12 protein-coding genes are annotated in these 14,365 nt (G+C 44.4%); 5 read left to right on the forward strand and 7 right to left on the reverse strand.

Annotated elements, in window-relative coordinates:
• Window positions 1-73: 73 nt before the first annotated feature.
• The 4 genes from J4N37_RS19795 to J4N37_RS19810 form a co-directional block, all read right to left on the reverse strand.
• Complete coding sequence (locus J4N37_RS19795; protein WP_252043181.1) at window positions 74-562, reverse strand: GNAT family N-acetyltransferase; 489 nt, start codon at window positions 560-562, stop codon at window positions 74-76.
• Window positions 563-793: 231 nt separating this feature from the next.
• A complete protein-coding gene (locus tag J4N37_RS19800) occupies window positions 794-1,036 on the reverse strand; it encodes a glutaredoxin family protein (protein WP_171052027.1) in 243 nt (80 codons plus the stop codon).
• Between the two features lie 25 nt (window positions 1,037-1,061).
• Window positions 1,062-1,994: a ribonucleotide-diphosphate reductase subunit beta gene (locus J4N37_RS19805; protein ID WP_252043182.1), complete on the reverse strand. Its 933-nt coding sequence runs from the start codon at window positions 1,992-1,994 to the stop codon at window positions 1,062-1,064.
• 49 nt (window positions 1,995-2,043) lie between these two features.
• On the reverse strand, window positions 2,044-4,302 hold the full coding sequence (locus tag J4N37_RS19810) for a ribonucleoside-diphosphate reductase subunit alpha (protein ID WP_045390746.1): 2,259 nt from the start codon (window positions 4,300-4,302) through the stop codon (window positions 2,044-2,046).
• 465 nt (window positions 4,303-4,767) lie between these two features.
• On the opposite strand from J4N37_RS19810, the gene trhO reads away from it, so the two are divergent.
• The gene (gene trhO / locus J4N37_RS19815) at window positions 4,768-5,748 is read left to right on the forward strand and encodes an oxygen-dependent tRNA uridine(34) hydroxylase TrhO (protein ID WP_252043183.1); all 981 of its coding nucleotides are present in this window, start codon (window positions 4,768-4,770) and stop codon (window positions 5,746-5,748) included.
• 57 nt (window positions 5,749-5,805) lie between these two features.
• Here the strand turns inward: trhO and J4N37_RS19820 are convergent, their stop codons facing one another.
• Window positions 5,806-6,111: a DUF6482 family protein gene (locus J4N37_RS19820; RefSeq protein ID WP_010450684.1), complete on the reverse strand. Its 306-nt coding sequence runs from the start codon at window positions 6,109-6,111 to the stop codon at window positions 5,806-5,808.
• A 109-nt stretch (window positions 6,112-6,220) separates the two neighbouring features.
• Between J4N37_RS19820 and J4N37_RS19825 the strand changes: the two genes are divergently transcribed.
• Together J4N37_RS19825 and J4N37_RS19830 are read left to right on the forward strand one after the other, a co-directional pair.
• Complete coding sequence (locus J4N37_RS19825) at window positions 6,221-7,702, forward strand: FAD-binding domain-containing protein (protein ID WP_252043184.1); 1,482 nt, start codon at window positions 6,221-6,223, stop codon at window positions 7,700-7,702.
• Window positions 7,703-7,778: 76 nt separating this feature from the next.
• A complete protein-coding gene (locus J4N37_RS19830) occupies window positions 7,779-8,468 on the forward strand; it encodes a flavin reductase family protein (protein WP_045391340.1) in 690 nt (229 codons plus the stop codon).
• A gap of 19 nt (window positions 8,469-8,487) precedes the next feature.
• Here J4N37_RS19830 and J4N37_RS19835 read toward each other — a convergent pair whose 3' ends face one another.
• Window positions 8,488-9,360: a patatin-like phospholipase family protein gene (locus J4N37_RS19835; protein ID WP_045390735.1), complete on the reverse strand. Its 873-nt coding sequence runs from the start codon at window positions 9,358-9,360 to the stop codon at window positions 8,488-8,490.
• A gap of 1,339 nt (window positions 9,361-10,699) precedes the next feature.
• On the opposite strand from J4N37_RS19835, the gene J4N37_RS19840 reads away from it, so the two are divergent.
• Complete coding sequence (locus tag J4N37_RS19840; RefSeq protein ID WP_252043185.1) at window positions 10,700-12,583, forward strand: methyl-accepting chemotaxis protein; 1,884 nt, start codon at window positions 10,700-10,702, stop codon at window positions 12,581-12,583.
• A gap of 115 nt (window positions 12,584-12,698) precedes the next feature.
• On the opposite strand, the gene J4N37_RS19845 is transcribed toward J4N37_RS19840, so the two are convergent.
• Entirely contained in the window at window positions 12,699-13,340 is a 642-nt protein-coding gene (locus J4N37_RS19845; protein ID WP_045390729.1) for a MarC family protein, read from the reverse strand.
• A 211-nt stretch (window positions 13,341-13,551) separates the two neighbouring features.
• Between J4N37_RS19845 and nfsA the strand changes: the two genes are divergently transcribed.
• Window positions 13,552-14,274: an oxygen-insensitive NADPH nitroreductase gene (gene nfsA, locus J4N37_RS19850; RefSeq protein ID WP_010450670.1), complete on the forward strand. Its 723-nt coding sequence runs from the start codon at window positions 13,552-13,554 to the stop codon at window positions 14,272-14,274.
• The last annotated feature ends 91 nt before the right edge of the window (window positions 14,275-14,365 follow it).

Consider the following 14,365-nt stretch of genomic DNA (forward strand, 5'->3'; position numbering starts at 1 on the left):
CGATATAGCACTCCCCAACGTTTGGTATTTTCAGTTTAAGGTTGGGGAGCGTGTCTCGCAACATAATGTGGCGCTAGTCTTTGACTCGCTTATTCATCATTTTGGTGATCACGCGGTAGCCCATCTTATGGTAAAAATCTTCACCCTCGTGATTAAATGACGCCACGGTTAAGCCGATCTCTTCAATATCTTGGCTGCACAAATCGCTCTCTATTTTATCCATCAACGACAAACCAATCCCTAAGTTTCGGTGGCTTTCAGACACCACCAATTCATTGATATAACCGACGCGTCTTTCCGGAGAGAGAATCGAGTTGACCTCTCGCACGGTGCCAGAGATAAAACCAACCACCTGTCGGTTAGAACACGCGATAAAAGCCGTGATGCTGCCATCAAAATATTTATCGAAGATGTTGCGATCTTCCCTTAACTGCGCCATTTCTTCCGGAGAACGGTAGAAATCTGGCTCAGCATTATAATGAGAGGTGTCGAGTTCGACCAAGAGCGTTTTCAACAGTGGGACGTCTTCTTCTCTTAGTCTTCTGATATGAAACTGTTGCATGTTGAATTCCTTTGCCAACCGACCTGTATCAAGCACAGATCTTTGCTTCAACTGATTATCGGATAAGAAGTTTTAGGAATGTGAAGCGAATCAACAGTACAAATTTTGACCATTTATGTCGAGTACGTTTTCAACAGTTTTACGAGTTTTTACTGATAATTTGAACATCCACAAAATTTAAGTGGAAATAAAAATCCCCTTTTCTCAATAAAAGGGGATTAGAGACCTAATTTAGAAAGCGGCACTTTGCTCAAAAGCTAGTGCCGATTTTAAGCGACTAAAATCACCAATCGGTTCGCCATCGAGCATAAACTGCGGATAGCTTCTTGCGGTTGGGAATAACTCGAACAAGGTTTCCCTATCAAACTCCACATCCAACTTGAGCGTTGCCACCTTAAAGCCCTGATTTTGCAACCACATTGCTGCGGTTTCACATTGGGAGCACTGCTCCTTGCTGTACATTTCTATTTTCATCACTCTTCTCTGCTAATCCTTGCCGTTAGAAATCTGCATCAAAACTCAACTGGCGATCTTGAGGTCGTTTGTATTCAGTAACGCGTTTTTCGAAGAAATTGGTCTTTCCTTCCATATCCAATAAGCGCATGTAATCAAATGGGTTTTCAGCACCAAAGATCGGGTTGAAACCAAACAAACCAGCGATAACATCGGCAGTGTGCTCAATGTATTGGCACATCAGCTCGGCATTCATACCAATCAAATCCACTGGTAGGGCTTCAGTAACAAACTCTTTCTCAATTGAAACCGCCTCACGGCAAATTTCTTCAAACTCTTGTTGTGTCACCTTGCCTTGACCTAAGGTTTTGAATAGCAGCGCAGAAAAGCTAAAGTGCAGCCCTTCGTCACGAGCAATCAAGTCATTGCTTGCTGCCAAACCAGCCAGCAAACCACGTTTGCGAAAGTAATAAATGGCACAGAAGCTACCAGCGAAGAACAAGCCTTCTACAAGACCAAAGGCGATCAAACGCATTGCCAATGGTTTATCGCAGGAGATCCACTTCATTACCCACTCCGCCTTACGCTTCACGGTCGGGACGTTTTCAATCGCATTGAACAAGCGCTCACGCTCTTCAACATCGGGAATGTAAGTTTCGAGTTGCAGTGCGTAAGTCTCTGCGTGAATGACCTCATTAAATGCCTGCAAAGCAAGGAAGCAGCGCGCTTCTGCGATTTCAATTTCGCCATAGAATCGAGTCAATAAGTTCTCGTTGATCATCCCTTCGCTCTGAGCAAAGAACGCCAACACATGTCGAATGAAGTGCTTTTCGCCTTCGGTCAGCTTGGCAAGATCAGCAAGATCTTGAGCAAAATCGAGTTCTTCTGTCGTCCAGAAAGCCGCTTCGTGCGTTTTGTACGCTTGCCAAATCTCTTCGTATTGAATGGGGAACAAGCTAAATTTGTTTTTAACAATCATACCGTTTCCTTACTTTCGGTTGATGTGAATCTTTTTTTGACGAGATAGGTTATGCGCCGCAGTTTAGGCAATCTTCATCTTCGCTTTGCTGACCAACGGTGACTTTCACCGCATTCGTTGATGGCTTGGAACGCAAGTAGTACATGCCGGTTTTCAGACCACGTTTCCACGCGTAGAAGTGCATCGCATTGATTTGGGCGAACGTTGGTGACGCAAGCCATAAGTTGAGGCTTTGCGATTGACAAACAAACGGGGCGCGAGCTGCCGACATATCAATGATCACTTTCTGAGAGATTTCCCACACTGTGCGATACACGGATTGAAGATCGTCTGGAATGGCATCGATACCTTGTACTGAACCGTTATTGAGAATAATGGCGTCACGGATTTTGCTCGTCCAAAGACCACGTTCTTCCAGATCGCTGACCAAATGTTTGTTGATGATGATGAACTCACCCGACAATGTTTGGCGTTTATAGATATTGCTGGTTTGCGCTTCAAACGCTTCGTTGTTACCTAAAATTTGCGCTGTCGACGCCGTTGGCATTTGAGCAATCAGTAATGAGTTGCGCACACCATGCTCTGCGATTTGACGCTTGAGCTGTGACCAATCCCAGCGGCTGCTTGGTTGTTCATCCCACAGATCAAATTGGAACTGACCATGACTGATTGGTGAGCCGTCATAACTGGAGTACGCGCCTTTTTGCGCCGCGATTTCACAAGACGCTTCAAGGGAGGCGTGATACATGGTTTCCGCGATGTCACGGTTAAGCTGCAATGCTTCTTCGCTATCGAATGGAAGGTGCATTTTGAAGAACACATCCGCCAAACCTTGAATACCCAAACCAACAGGACGATGCGCATGGTTTGATTTTTCAATCTTATCGGTTGGGTGATAGTTCACATCGATAACGCGGTCGAGGTTCTTAATCGCGACTTTGGTGACTTGGTGAAGTTTGTCGAAATCAAACCCCGTGTCTGTAACGAACTTAGGCAGTGCCATAGACGCCAAGTTACAAGCCGCCGTTTCATCTGGCGTCGAGACTTCCATGATCTCTGCGCACAAGTTACTCGACTTAATGGTGCCGAGGTTTTTCTGATTCGACTTTTCATTACACGCGTCTTTGTAGAGCATGTACGGTGTTCCCGTCTCAGCTTGCGACTCAATGATTTGCGTCATCAATTGGCGGGCTTTGATGGTCTTCACGCCCAAGCCCATACGCTCGTATTCTTGGTACTTCTGAGTAAATTCAGCGCCGTATAAATCAGACAAACCTTTGGTATTGTGTGGGCTAAACAGAGTCCATTCCGCGTCGTTTTCGACACGTTCCATGAACAAGTCTGGCACCCATAGAGCGAGGAACAAATCACGTGCGCGGAACTCTTCTTTACCGTGGTTTTTACGTAAATCGAGGAAGGATTCGATATCCGCATGCCAAGGCTCCAGATAAACCGCGAACGAGCCCTTGCGCTTGCCGCCACCTTGATCCACATAGCGAGCAGTTTCATTGAAGACTTTCAGCATTGGCACGATGCCATTCGACACACCGTTAGTACCAATAATTGGCGCCCCAGTCGCTCGAATATTGTGGATGTGTAGCCCAATGCCACCCGCCGATTTAGAAATCAGCGCACAATCTTTGAGGGTGTCGTAAATGCCGTTGATGGAATCTTCTTGCATCGCTAATAGGAAACACGAAGACAGTTGCTGCATCTTACAGCCAGCATTAAACAGCGTTGGCGTAGCGTGGGTGTAGTAGCCAAGACTGAGCAAATCGTATAGCTCTCTAATTTCTTCAAGATCGTCACCCGCGACAGCGACCGCTACACGCATGAACATATCTTGCGGTCGTTCAACGACCACACCTTTTACTTTCAATAAGTAGGAACGCTCGAGAGTTTTGTAGCCGAAATAATCAAACTGATAGTCGCGTTTGTAGTCAATCATGTCTTCGAGCGCAAACTGATTCTTGGCAACAAAGTCGACGTAAGTATCGGAAAGAATACCGATTTCAGAGAGCTCACGTGTTGCAGTTGCGTATCCGCTGGTTTCTTTTTGCAGAGAACTCACCATCACGCGAGCCGCAAGCTTGGCATAATCAGGGTGTTCCGTCGCAAGGCTTGCTGCCGTTTCAGCGAGGAACACATCGATTTCCGTCACCTTAATGCCGTCGTACAAACCGCTTACCACGCGCTGTGCAACCGCAATAGGTTCGACTTTTAGTCCATCAGCCAGCGCTTCAGCTCTTCGAGTCACCTTATCTAGACTGGCTTTTTCTTTCCGTCCATCTCGTTTTATAACGTCCATAATCTATATCTTGTGTGTAGTTTAAATATTGAGCACCATATGTACGCAATAGATCTAGATGATAATGGTTATCATTACAAGAAGGTTTTTTAAAAGTTAGAACTGACCATGGAGAGGGTAAGGAAACATATTGACACTGACACCAAGCTCGATAGGAACAGCAATCAGAGGCAAGCACCGCAAACGTGATAAAGTGATGAAGTTTTCCACAAAGCTTTAATTTTCATTAACTTAGTTCATTTCTAGAAAAGAATAACAAATGTGATCTGGTTCAAGTTTTCATGCCCTTTAATTTCCAATGTTACGCGCTGAAATTTGTTGAAAAAATCGCCTGGGCAACATGACTAAAAATATCCGCATAGTTTGTCCGTATTTCCGACTAAATTACTCAGGTATACTCCGAGCCGCTAAAATTGTTAGGTATCGAGTCGTCGAACCATCGACCTTTTAAAGTAAGGAATAATCATGAGTCAGTATGTTGTCTGCGCCCTGTATAAATTTGTGGAACTGGAAAACTACCAAGAGTTACGCGAGCCATTGCTTGCCCTAATGGAAGCCCACGGTGTACATGGAACGTTGCTACTGGCGAGTGAAGGTATTAACGGTACGGTTGCAGCGAAACGCGAAGGTATTGATACACTGCTTGCATGGCTAAATGCCGAGCCTCGCCTTACTGGTATTGTTTACAAAGAGTCGTTCTCAGATACTCAGCCGTTTAACCGCACCAAAGTAAAGCTAAAGAGAGAGATCGTGACATTGGGCGTTGAAGGCATCGATCCTCGCCATGTCGTTGGCACCTACGTGAAGCCGCGAGATTGGAACGATCTAATTGCTGATCCAGAAGTTTTTGTGGTTGATACTCGTAATGACTATGAAATCGAGATCGGAACATTTAAAGGTGCAGTTAACCCAAATACTGACACGTTCCGTGAATTTCCTGACTATGTAAAACAAAACATGGATCCTGAGAAACACAAAAAAGTCGCGATGTTCTGTACTGGTGGTATTCGCTGTGAAAAGTCGACCGCTTACATGAAAGAGCAGGGCTTTGATGAGGTGTACCACTTAGAAGGCGGCATTTTGAAATACCTAGAAGAAGTACCAGAAGAAGAAAGCTTGTGGGAAGGCGACTGCTACGTATTCGACGGTCGCGTTGCGGTTAACCACCAGCTAGAAAAAGCAGACTACGACTTGTGTAATGCTTGCCGACTGCCAATCACAGAAGAAGACAAACAATCAGAACAGTTTGAGCAAGGCGTAAGCTGCCCGAAATGTTTTGGTAAACACAGTGACGAGCAAGTAGCGCGCTTCCGCGAGCGTGAAAAGCAAGTATCGTTAGCAGCGGTTCGTGGCGAACAACACGTCGGTGGTGAGAGCGCCAAACAACGTGAGCAGCGACGCGCAGAAAAACTGGCAAAGAAAGACGCGCAACGTAAACAAGCGTAATCAATCTGATGCGAGCTAACAAACCTAGCTCGCACTCCCTCCCCTTTTTATCTAATTTCAATAAAGCTCGTTATCTTTCAGCAACACTTCTAGCTCATTAGTACCAATGCTGCTTGGCTGCCCAACCATTTCATCATAGGCACTTTGCTGGCGAAGCATCTGTTTGTTCGCTTTCAAGTTACGACATTGCTTTTGCAACTCTAGTATCGAATGCGCCCTTAAAAACTTCCCTTTATCGTCGGTAACAAAATGCTCCTCTCCGTCGACTAGAACCGAGACTTGATACAATGCGAGATCGAGAGAGTGGATGACAAGCTTGTCGATATAGAAGAATTTTTCCAGTTTACTGAGTGGCATAGACATAAAGCACCTCCTTGCTCCGCGCCTTTACGTCAACCGTAATAAAATCGATCACCGAGTGAGAAATTTGCCTCTCTCATGCGTAGAAATCGGAAAACCAGTGAGGGCTCCGATGCAAACAATCAACTTAGTGTGGCTAAAACGCGACTTACGTCTGACCGATCATGCACCTTTGCAACACGCTCTATCTTCTGAGAATCCAACAGTGCTGCTCTATATTTTTGAGCCCATGCTGTTGGATGACCCACATTACTCCGAACGTCATTGGCGCTTTGTTTGGCAATCACTCCAAGACATGGACGCCCAGCTTACTCAACATGATCAAAAGGTCTCAGTAATGTTTGGCAATGCTCGGGATTGTTTGAGTGCGATTCAAAAGCAATTCAACATCAATGCCGTTTTCTCCCATCAAGAAATTGGATTGAATTGTACGTTTGAGAGAGATAAACAAGTATCAGCATGGCTTCAAGCACAAGGCATTCCATGGCATGAGTTTGAACATGGCGCAGTTGTGCGAGGCGCAAAAGACCGATTCGGCTGGGACAAACATTGGGATACCGTTATGCGAGCTCCGATAGAAGAGGTTGAGCTTGAAAACGATTCTCTTATCACCCTCGATATCGACGCGCTCGGTTTCACCTTTACTCCTCCCTCTTCTTGGTTAGAAAAAGTAAAAGGCATGCAAACTGGCGGGAGCTCACTCGCTTGGCAAACATTGGAAGACTTTTTTCAACGCCGAGGACGAGATTATTACCGCAGTATTTCTAGCCCGACTGCATCTCGGACAGCCTGTACTCGCCTCTCTCCCTATCTTGCATGGGGTAATATTTCACTTCGAGAAGTGTATCAGTACCTCTTGCAACATTGGCAAGTGACGGGGTTTCGTCGCAGCCTAATTGCGTTGTCTTCAAGGCTTCATTGGCATTGTCATTTTATGCAGAAATTTGAATCTGAATGTGAGATGGAATTTCGCTGTGTGAACCAAGCCTATGAACCTTTGCTTCGCCAAGCGAGCAACAACGACCCAATCCGACTAGATGCTTGGAAGGCGGGAACCACTGGCATACCTCTCGTCGATGCTTGTATGCGCAGCCTTCATCACACGGGATACATCAACTTTCGAATGCGCGCGATGCTAGTAAGCTTTCTAACACATCATATGAACATGGACTGGCGCAATGGCGTAACTCATCTAGCGCAGCTCTTTCTCGACTTTGAGCCAGGTATCCATTATCCACAATTTCAAATGCAGGCTGGCGTGACGGGCACCAATACCATCCGTATCTACAATCCGACGAAACAAGCACAAGAACACGATGCCGATGGTGAATTCATTCATAAATGGGTTCCGGAGCTCGCCAAGGTACCTTCCCCACTGTTGTTTGAGCCTTGGAAAATGACCGCAATGGAAGTCGTGATGTACCAGTTAGAACCGGACTCAAAATACCTCGCCCCAATAGTCGACGTAGAAGCGAGTGCGAAAACAGCCAGAGAGCGATTGTGGGCTTGGCGAAAACGTACCGACGTAAAAATGGAAGGTACACGCATTTTAGCTCAGCACGTCCGCCCTTCTAATAAAAAGAAAGCCAGTTGATCGCCTAGAAAAGGGCATGCGTAAAAACTGTCACTACATACTCGATAGACACAACGACTGGCGTCAATATTTAGATATGAATAACGTAACTCTTTCAAAACATGACATTAAGGCAATGGAACAACGTAAGCGAACTCGCCTCGTCAATTCATTAGCAGGCTATAAAAGCGCAAATCTGGTCGGGACAAGAGACAGGCAAGGACAAGAGAACCTTGCTATCGTAAGCTCTGTGATCCATTTAGGTTCACATCCGCCACTGTTCGGCTTTATTGTCCGTCCACGCAAGAGTCGCCGCCATACGCTAGAAAACATCCTCGATACCAAGCACTTTACCATCAATGCCATCGGCGTCGATTTCGTCCAGAAAGCGCATCAGACCTCCGCCCGCTATCCAAAGCAAATATCCGAGTTCGAGGCAGTTGGACTCACACCGTATTACGACGATGCGTTTCCTGCGCCATTTGTTCTGGAGAGCAATCTAAAAATGGGGTTAGTGTTGAGAGAACACATCAAAATTGAAAGCAATCAAACAGAGATGTTGATTGGTGAGGTGTTGATGGTACACGCACCTGAAAGAGCCATCATGCCCGATGGCTACCTAGATCTAGAGCTACTCGACTTAGTGACCATTTCCGGGCTGGATAGCTACCACGTCACGCAACGCCTGCATAGGTTAAGTTATGCCAAACCAGACTCTCGCTTATTCCCTCTAACGAGAGAGGGAGAGCCTTCATCTTGGGGAGCGCTTGAAGTTGATATGGACTAAATTATTTAGGCCTCAAAAGCTAAATACAAAAATGGCAGTTTTCTCTGTCCAATCCGTGCTCACCAGCGCGGTTAGTCAAATGGTTGCGTCCAGCTTCAAGCCCCATTTCATAGCCTTCTAGCAATACCGATTGTCGCATTGATAAGCGTTGCACACTGAATTCATCCGGTGGCGCGATGACTCGAATACTGGTGCCTCTCGGCGGATTACGAATGAACTCTAAAGACTCATTATAGTTTTGCGAACGATGCATCATCGCTTCTGCCATTTGGGGATGTTCAGCAAACAGCTTTTTCATCAACCACGTTGTTTTGACTGGCTTCTTTTCATATGCCAATGGATGAGAAAGGATAACCGTGATATCCCGAGCACCACGACGATGGGCTTCACGCACAGGAATAGAATCCGCCACGCCACCATCTGTGTAACAACCACCGGAAAAACATGGCGTGTGTTTGTAAGCAATAGGCAGTGCAGTCGTCGCTTCCATCGCATTGTGGAAGTTATGACGATTAACACGATAATAGTCTGCCTTGCCTGTATTAACGTTAGTTGTCGTTGCTAGAAAAGGGATTCCGTCAAACAGCTTTGCTTCATCAACTGGGTACAAACGATTTGACTCTTCAAACAGCCATTTTACGTCAATCAAGTCCCCTCCTTTCAAAAAACGAGTGGGATCAAAAAAGCGTTTGCTGGTTGCTAACTTGGTGATCACATTGATACTACGGTGCGGATAGTCCGTGAGATATCCGATTAAGTTTGATGCCCCTGCAGAGACGCCAATCGCAAAATCAAATGGTTTGTAGTCCTGTTCTAAGAATGCGTCTAGTACACCACTAGCAAAAACTCCACGCATTGCTCCGCCTTCAACGACTATTGCTTTTGTTGCCATGTTTCCCCCAATAAATACCCGAAAAAGACTACTGAAATTCGTGCTACAACAACAATTGGTTATTCTTATTATTGAAATAGAGGAAGTCTATGTATATCTGATACTGATTATGAAAACTAAATGTGCAAAACCTTCTGGGAGCTTTGATTACGATGGGCAAAGTAACAGATAACTCCAGCTTCCTACGGGCGTAATGACGCGATCTATCTAAGCTGTTTGACGATGCTATTTCTTTACCAAAGGACACACCAGTGACAAGCCCTAAGCATCTCGAGGTAGCCTAGGTACAACTCAATGCCCTCAACTATAAAAATGGTCCAACTTCAAGCAAGCGAATTAAGGTTAATAACATAAGTCAACCTCGTTAAAATCCAGTTAATATTCAAGACCAAGACTCTTACATTCTCTAAATGTCCAATTCAGATCATAATTACGGGATAAAGTTCTAATATTTGACATTTCATTTTATACCGCAATAAACAGCCGTATGCCGATCACTCTTTCCCAATAATCCGTGTGTATCATTCCGAATCAATCACTATTAGTAATGCCGACAAGGTACATATAACGATTATCACTATCAGTCTTGGTACAAATAGAGCTGAAACCAGTGTAAAAGCATTAGAGTTAAATCTAATATAACTGAAAGTAATATATAAAGATAATTTAGCCAACAAAGCATTTATAAATATTATTGAATATATCTATTCACGAGAATACCACACCAGTAAATCTAATCGTGGATAATTCAATTCTAACACCATATGAATACTTTTCTGGCACTAGGAAAGCCTAACAAAGGCCGCTAATGAGTTACTTATTATGGAAACTAACTGCAAAAGTCATTACTTGGCGTCCAGACTAAAATCGGGAACACATATTGAGTTTAGCGTTTTTAATGTTTTACCTAACGTCCTCATGCTTCGGGGAGAAAACGTTTGTGTCCAATGGTCACTAAACCGCGTTGGAGTTGAGATTTCCGATTACGACAAGATGATCAAAATTGGCTTTCATTATATGCATGATGAACTTGGAGATTGTCAGTACTTCTTCTTTGACAAGGGAGAGAAGAGCGCACTGTTTAACTTTTTCAAAAGTCTGGGATTAGTCCGTATAGAGGAAAACCAAGTCGATTAGGTTCTTCGAATCTCTATCACCCAGATCTTACAACTCAACTTTTATTTATAACTATTCCCATCGCCAAAAATTACTGGGAATGGTCAATAGTTTGTTCTTGTCATTAAAAGGAACTTAAGGGCTGTTAGAAACTAAAAATAACTAAAAAAATTCATGTATTAAACATCAGAAAAATTAAACATTAATAATTACGAGACTTAAAATGAATCTATCACTCAGAGGGAAAATAGCACTTGCCTCTATTGCTATATCCGCGACACTATCGGCATCAATAATTGGATTAAGCACATCCAAAATGACATCTCTAACCGAGAAGGAAATCAAGACAAAAATAGTATCTGTAGCTGAAGTTACTGATAAGTTAGTGGCAAAGTGGGTCGATTCAAAAATCTCCGTACTTAATGGTGTCGATATTAAAGGTGACTTTAAACAAGCCGGAGATCAGGCAATAAAGTCCGCAGACTTAAAAGATGTTTTTTATGGTGAGAGTAACGGTCATTATCGTGGGGCCGCACTAAACGAAGATGAGATGCCAGAAGATGGGTTCGATCCGAGAACAAGGCCTTGGTATAAAGGGGCGATGACAAGTGGTAAAACCATCATAACGAGCCCTTATCTTGATGATGACACCAACAAAATGGCCATTGCTATCGCTAAACCGATTACTGGCCCAACAGGGCTTGATGCCGTAATAAGTGTCGAGCTATTCGTTGACGAGTTCTCTAAAGAAATTTCGGAAATAACGGTTGGTGATGAAGCAAACATTTACTTAGTAGATAAAAGCAACGCCACGTTTATCGCGCACTCTAAAGGTGAGTTCTTATACAAACCAACCACCGAATACACCAAAGAATTCACCACCAGCAAACTGACTGACTTCGAGTCTGATCGAAAAATCCATCATGTGAACGTTGGCGGGGAAACAAAATTGGTGTACTTCATGCCAATACAGTCGACAAACTGGATCATTGCTGTTGAATTAGATGAGGCCACCGAAATGGCGTCGCTTCACGCCATTATTTTACAAAATGTTCTGTTATCTATCGTGCTGATTTTCGTTTCAGCCCTATTTATCATTTGGTTATCGAAAGTCTTACTAAAAGATTTACATACTGTCTCAGATGCTCTTGGGGAAATTGCTGATGGTGATGGCGATCTGACGCAACGTATCGATATCAAAAATCACGACGAGATCGGTGCCCTAGCGGAAAACTTCAATAAGTTCGTAGGAAACATGCACGGCATAGTCACTCGATTGAGTTCGGTATCCACGAACCTGAACATCCAGGCTCATGACATGAATACTCAATCCGGTGAGAGAAGGATTCTAATTCAAAACCAACAGGGTGAAGTGAATATGGTCGCAACCGCGATTCATGAAATGGCTAGCGCAACACAGGAAATCGCGAAGAACGCCGAAGGCACAGCCAACGCATCCGATAATGCCGTTGCCAAGTGTAAAGATGGCGAGTCTCAAGTGGTACGAACCCAAGAATCCATCAACGAATTGGCGAACGAAGTTCAATCCGCAACAGAGATCATTCTCAAGCTAGAAGATCACGGAAATGCGATTAACGCCGTACTCGCAACCATTCAAGATATTGCTGAGCAAACCAATTTACTGGCGTTAAACGCAGCAATTGAGGCTGCTCGAGCGGGCGACGCTGGTCGAGGATTCGCTGTAGTGGCAGATGAAGTAAGAATATTGAGCCAGAATACGCACAAGTCGACCAAAGAAATTCAAGAAACCATCGAGACGCTAAGAACAACGACAGCGGATGCGGTTGGTATTATGGAGACAAGTAGAGAGCTTGCGTCGAAAAGCGTGAGTGAAGCAGAGTCTGCAGCTTACAACCTAAGTAAAATAAACCAAGTCGTTGTCGAGATTAGTGATATGGCATCTCAGATTGCTACAGCCGCTGAAGAGCAAGCATCTGTGACCGATGAAATTACCAAAAACACGGAGATGATCCGAGATGCGGCAGATGATTTATCGGAAAAAGCCGTGATTGCGGAAGAGCAGTCTGTCGCACTATCTGGGTTATCAGGTGACCTGAACAAAGAAATAGGAAGCTTTAAGCTATAAGCACTAACCCACCGCTCCCTTTTCAGTTTGATTTCAATCACTCAGATAAAACTGAACATCCCTCATAAAAATGCCCGGCTTAACTCACCAGCCGGGCATACTTGAAGAAAAGGCTCTATGCAAAAACCGTTTTATAAGCGGCTGCAGCGCCATCAATAAACATCTGAGTTCCGATGACCGCCAAAATCAACCCCATCATTTTAGTGATAACGTTAAGTGCACTTGGACCAACGGCTTTCACTAACTTGTCACCAAATAAGAACAGCACATAAGTGATCACACAAAGGACGGCAAACGAAGCAATGGTAATGATGGTTTCCGTCATGCCACCAGCGGTAGCAAAGTTCATAGCCGTAGCGAGCGTACCTGGGCCCGCTAAGATTGGCATCGCCAATGGGGAAACGGCAATACTCAGAGCCGCTTGTTCTTGCTCAGGTGAATAAGCTTTTTCTTTTGTCTTTTTGTGTGTCGATTCACCTTGCAGCATGTGAAAACCGATTAGAAATACTAAGATGCCGCCAGTAATGCGCAGGGCGTATAGCGTAATCCCAAACAAATCGAATATAACTTTGCCAGCAACAGCAAACACAGCGACGATAACAAAGGCGATAAAGACAGATCGAAACGCGATTGAACGAACCGTTTGTTTATCTTCATCTGCCGTTAGGCTCAGAAAGATAGGAATATTGGCGATCGGGTTCATGATGGCAAAGAAGCCCATAAACACTGTGACCGTATGAAGTATCAGCTCTTTCATGTTCTCCACACTTGGTAAGCTATTGATTATTAAAAATCAGTATATACCTTACTTTATAAATAACGTCACTTTATGTTCAGTTTGCTCGATAGAACTTTGTCAATTTTGCTCTTTGGCACAGTTTGTAGCACGTACAGGTTTACGCTCTCCACAAATACCATTATGGTGAAGTTTCAACCAACTAAAGGCAGCCCAAGGAAGTTAGCACATCATGAACAGCACGATTGAAACCATACTCGGTCATCGCTCCATTCGAAAGTTCACCTCAGATCCGATTACGAATGAACAACGACAAACCATTCTTCAAGCGGGCTTAGCCGCATCTTCTTCAAGTATGTTGCAGGTTGTATCCGTCATCCGAGTTACAGATATCGAAAAACGTAAACTGCTGGCCCAGTACGCCGGCAACCAACCTTATGTAGAAAGCGCCGCTGAGTTCTTGGTATTTTGTATTGACTACCAACGCCATATGACAATCAACCCAGAGGTTCAAGCGGACTTTGCCGAGCTCACTCTGATAGGTGCTGTAGATGCTGGCATCATGGCACAAAACTGCTTGTTGGCGGCAGAATCAATGGGGTTAGGTGGTGTGTATATTGGCGGCCTAAGAAACAGCGCAGCCCAAGTTGATGAATTGCTTGGTTTACCACAAAACACGGCCATTTTATTTGGTATGTGTTTAGGTCATCCAGATCAAAACCCAGAAGTAAAACCTCGCTTACCAGCTGATGTCATCGTACATGAAAACCAGTACCAGCCGCTAAATCTTGAAGATATCCAAACGTATGATCAAACCATGCAAGACTATTATACGAGCCGCTCAAGCAATCAAAAACAAAGCACCTGGTCACAAGAAGTCACTAGTAAGCTCGCGGGAGAATCTCGCCCTCATATTCTGCCTTACTTGAACCACAAAGGCTTAGCAAAGCGTTAAATTATTCCCTATTTCTGTACCAGGTGATTTTGACTCCAACTTAAGGTGTAGCTTAGCGTCACACCTTTATAAATAGCTCAATCTTTTCAGT

It is taken from the genome of Vibrio sp. SCSIO 43153 (assembly GCF_023716625.1).
Classification (GTDB): domain Bacteria; phylum Pseudomonadota; class Gammaproteobacteria; order Enterobacterales; family Vibrionaceae; genus Vibrio; species Vibrio rotiferianus.

Excerpts from the sequence above, each read along its gene's own strand:
- J4N37_RS19795 (WP_252043181.1), bottom strand. The coding sequence starts at position 562 with ATGCAACAGTTTCATATCAGAAGACTAAGAGAAGAAGACGTCCCACTG.
- J4N37_RS19800 (WP_171052027.1), bottom strand. The coding sequence starts at position 1,036 with ATGAAAATAGAAATGTACAGCAAGGAGCAGTGCTCCCAATGTGAAACC.
- J4N37_RS19805 (WP_252043182.1), bottom strand. The coding sequence starts at position 1,994 with ATGATTGTTAAAAACAAATTTAGCTTGTTCCCCATTCAATACGAAGAG.
- J4N37_RS19810 (WP_045390746.1), bottom strand. The coding sequence starts at position 4,302 with ATGGACGTTATAAAACGAGATGGACGGAAAGAAAAAGCCAGTCTAGAT.
- trhO (WP_252043183.1), top strand. The coding sequence starts at position 4,768 with ATGAGTCAGTATGTTGTCTGCGCCCTGTATAAATTTGTGGAACTGGAA.
- J4N37_RS19820 (WP_010450684.1), bottom strand. The coding sequence starts at position 6,111 with ATGTCTATGCCACTCAGTAAACTGGAAAAATTCTTCTATATCGACAAG.
- J4N37_RS19825 (WP_252043184.1), top strand. The coding sequence starts at position 6,221 with ATGCAAACAATCAACTTAGTGTGGCTAAAACGCGACTTACGTCTGACC.
- J4N37_RS19830 (WP_045391340.1), top strand. The coding sequence starts at position 7,779 with ATGAATAACGTAACTCTTTCAAAACATGACATTAAGGCAATGGAACAA.
- J4N37_RS19835 (WP_045390735.1), bottom strand. The coding sequence starts at position 9,360 with ATGGCAACAAAAGCAATAGTCGTTGAAGGCGGAGCAATGCGTGGAGTT.
- J4N37_RS19840 (WP_252043185.1), top strand. The coding sequence starts at position 10,700 with ATGAATCTATCACTCAGAGGGAAAATAGCACTTGCCTCTATTGCTATA.
- J4N37_RS19845 (WP_045390729.1), bottom strand. The coding sequence starts at position 13,340 with ATGAAAGAGCTGATACTTCATACGGTCACAGTGTTTATGGGCTTCTTT.
- nfsA (WP_010450670.1), top strand. The coding sequence starts at position 13,552 with ATGAACAGCACGATTGAAACCATACTCGGTCATCGCTCCATTCGAAAG.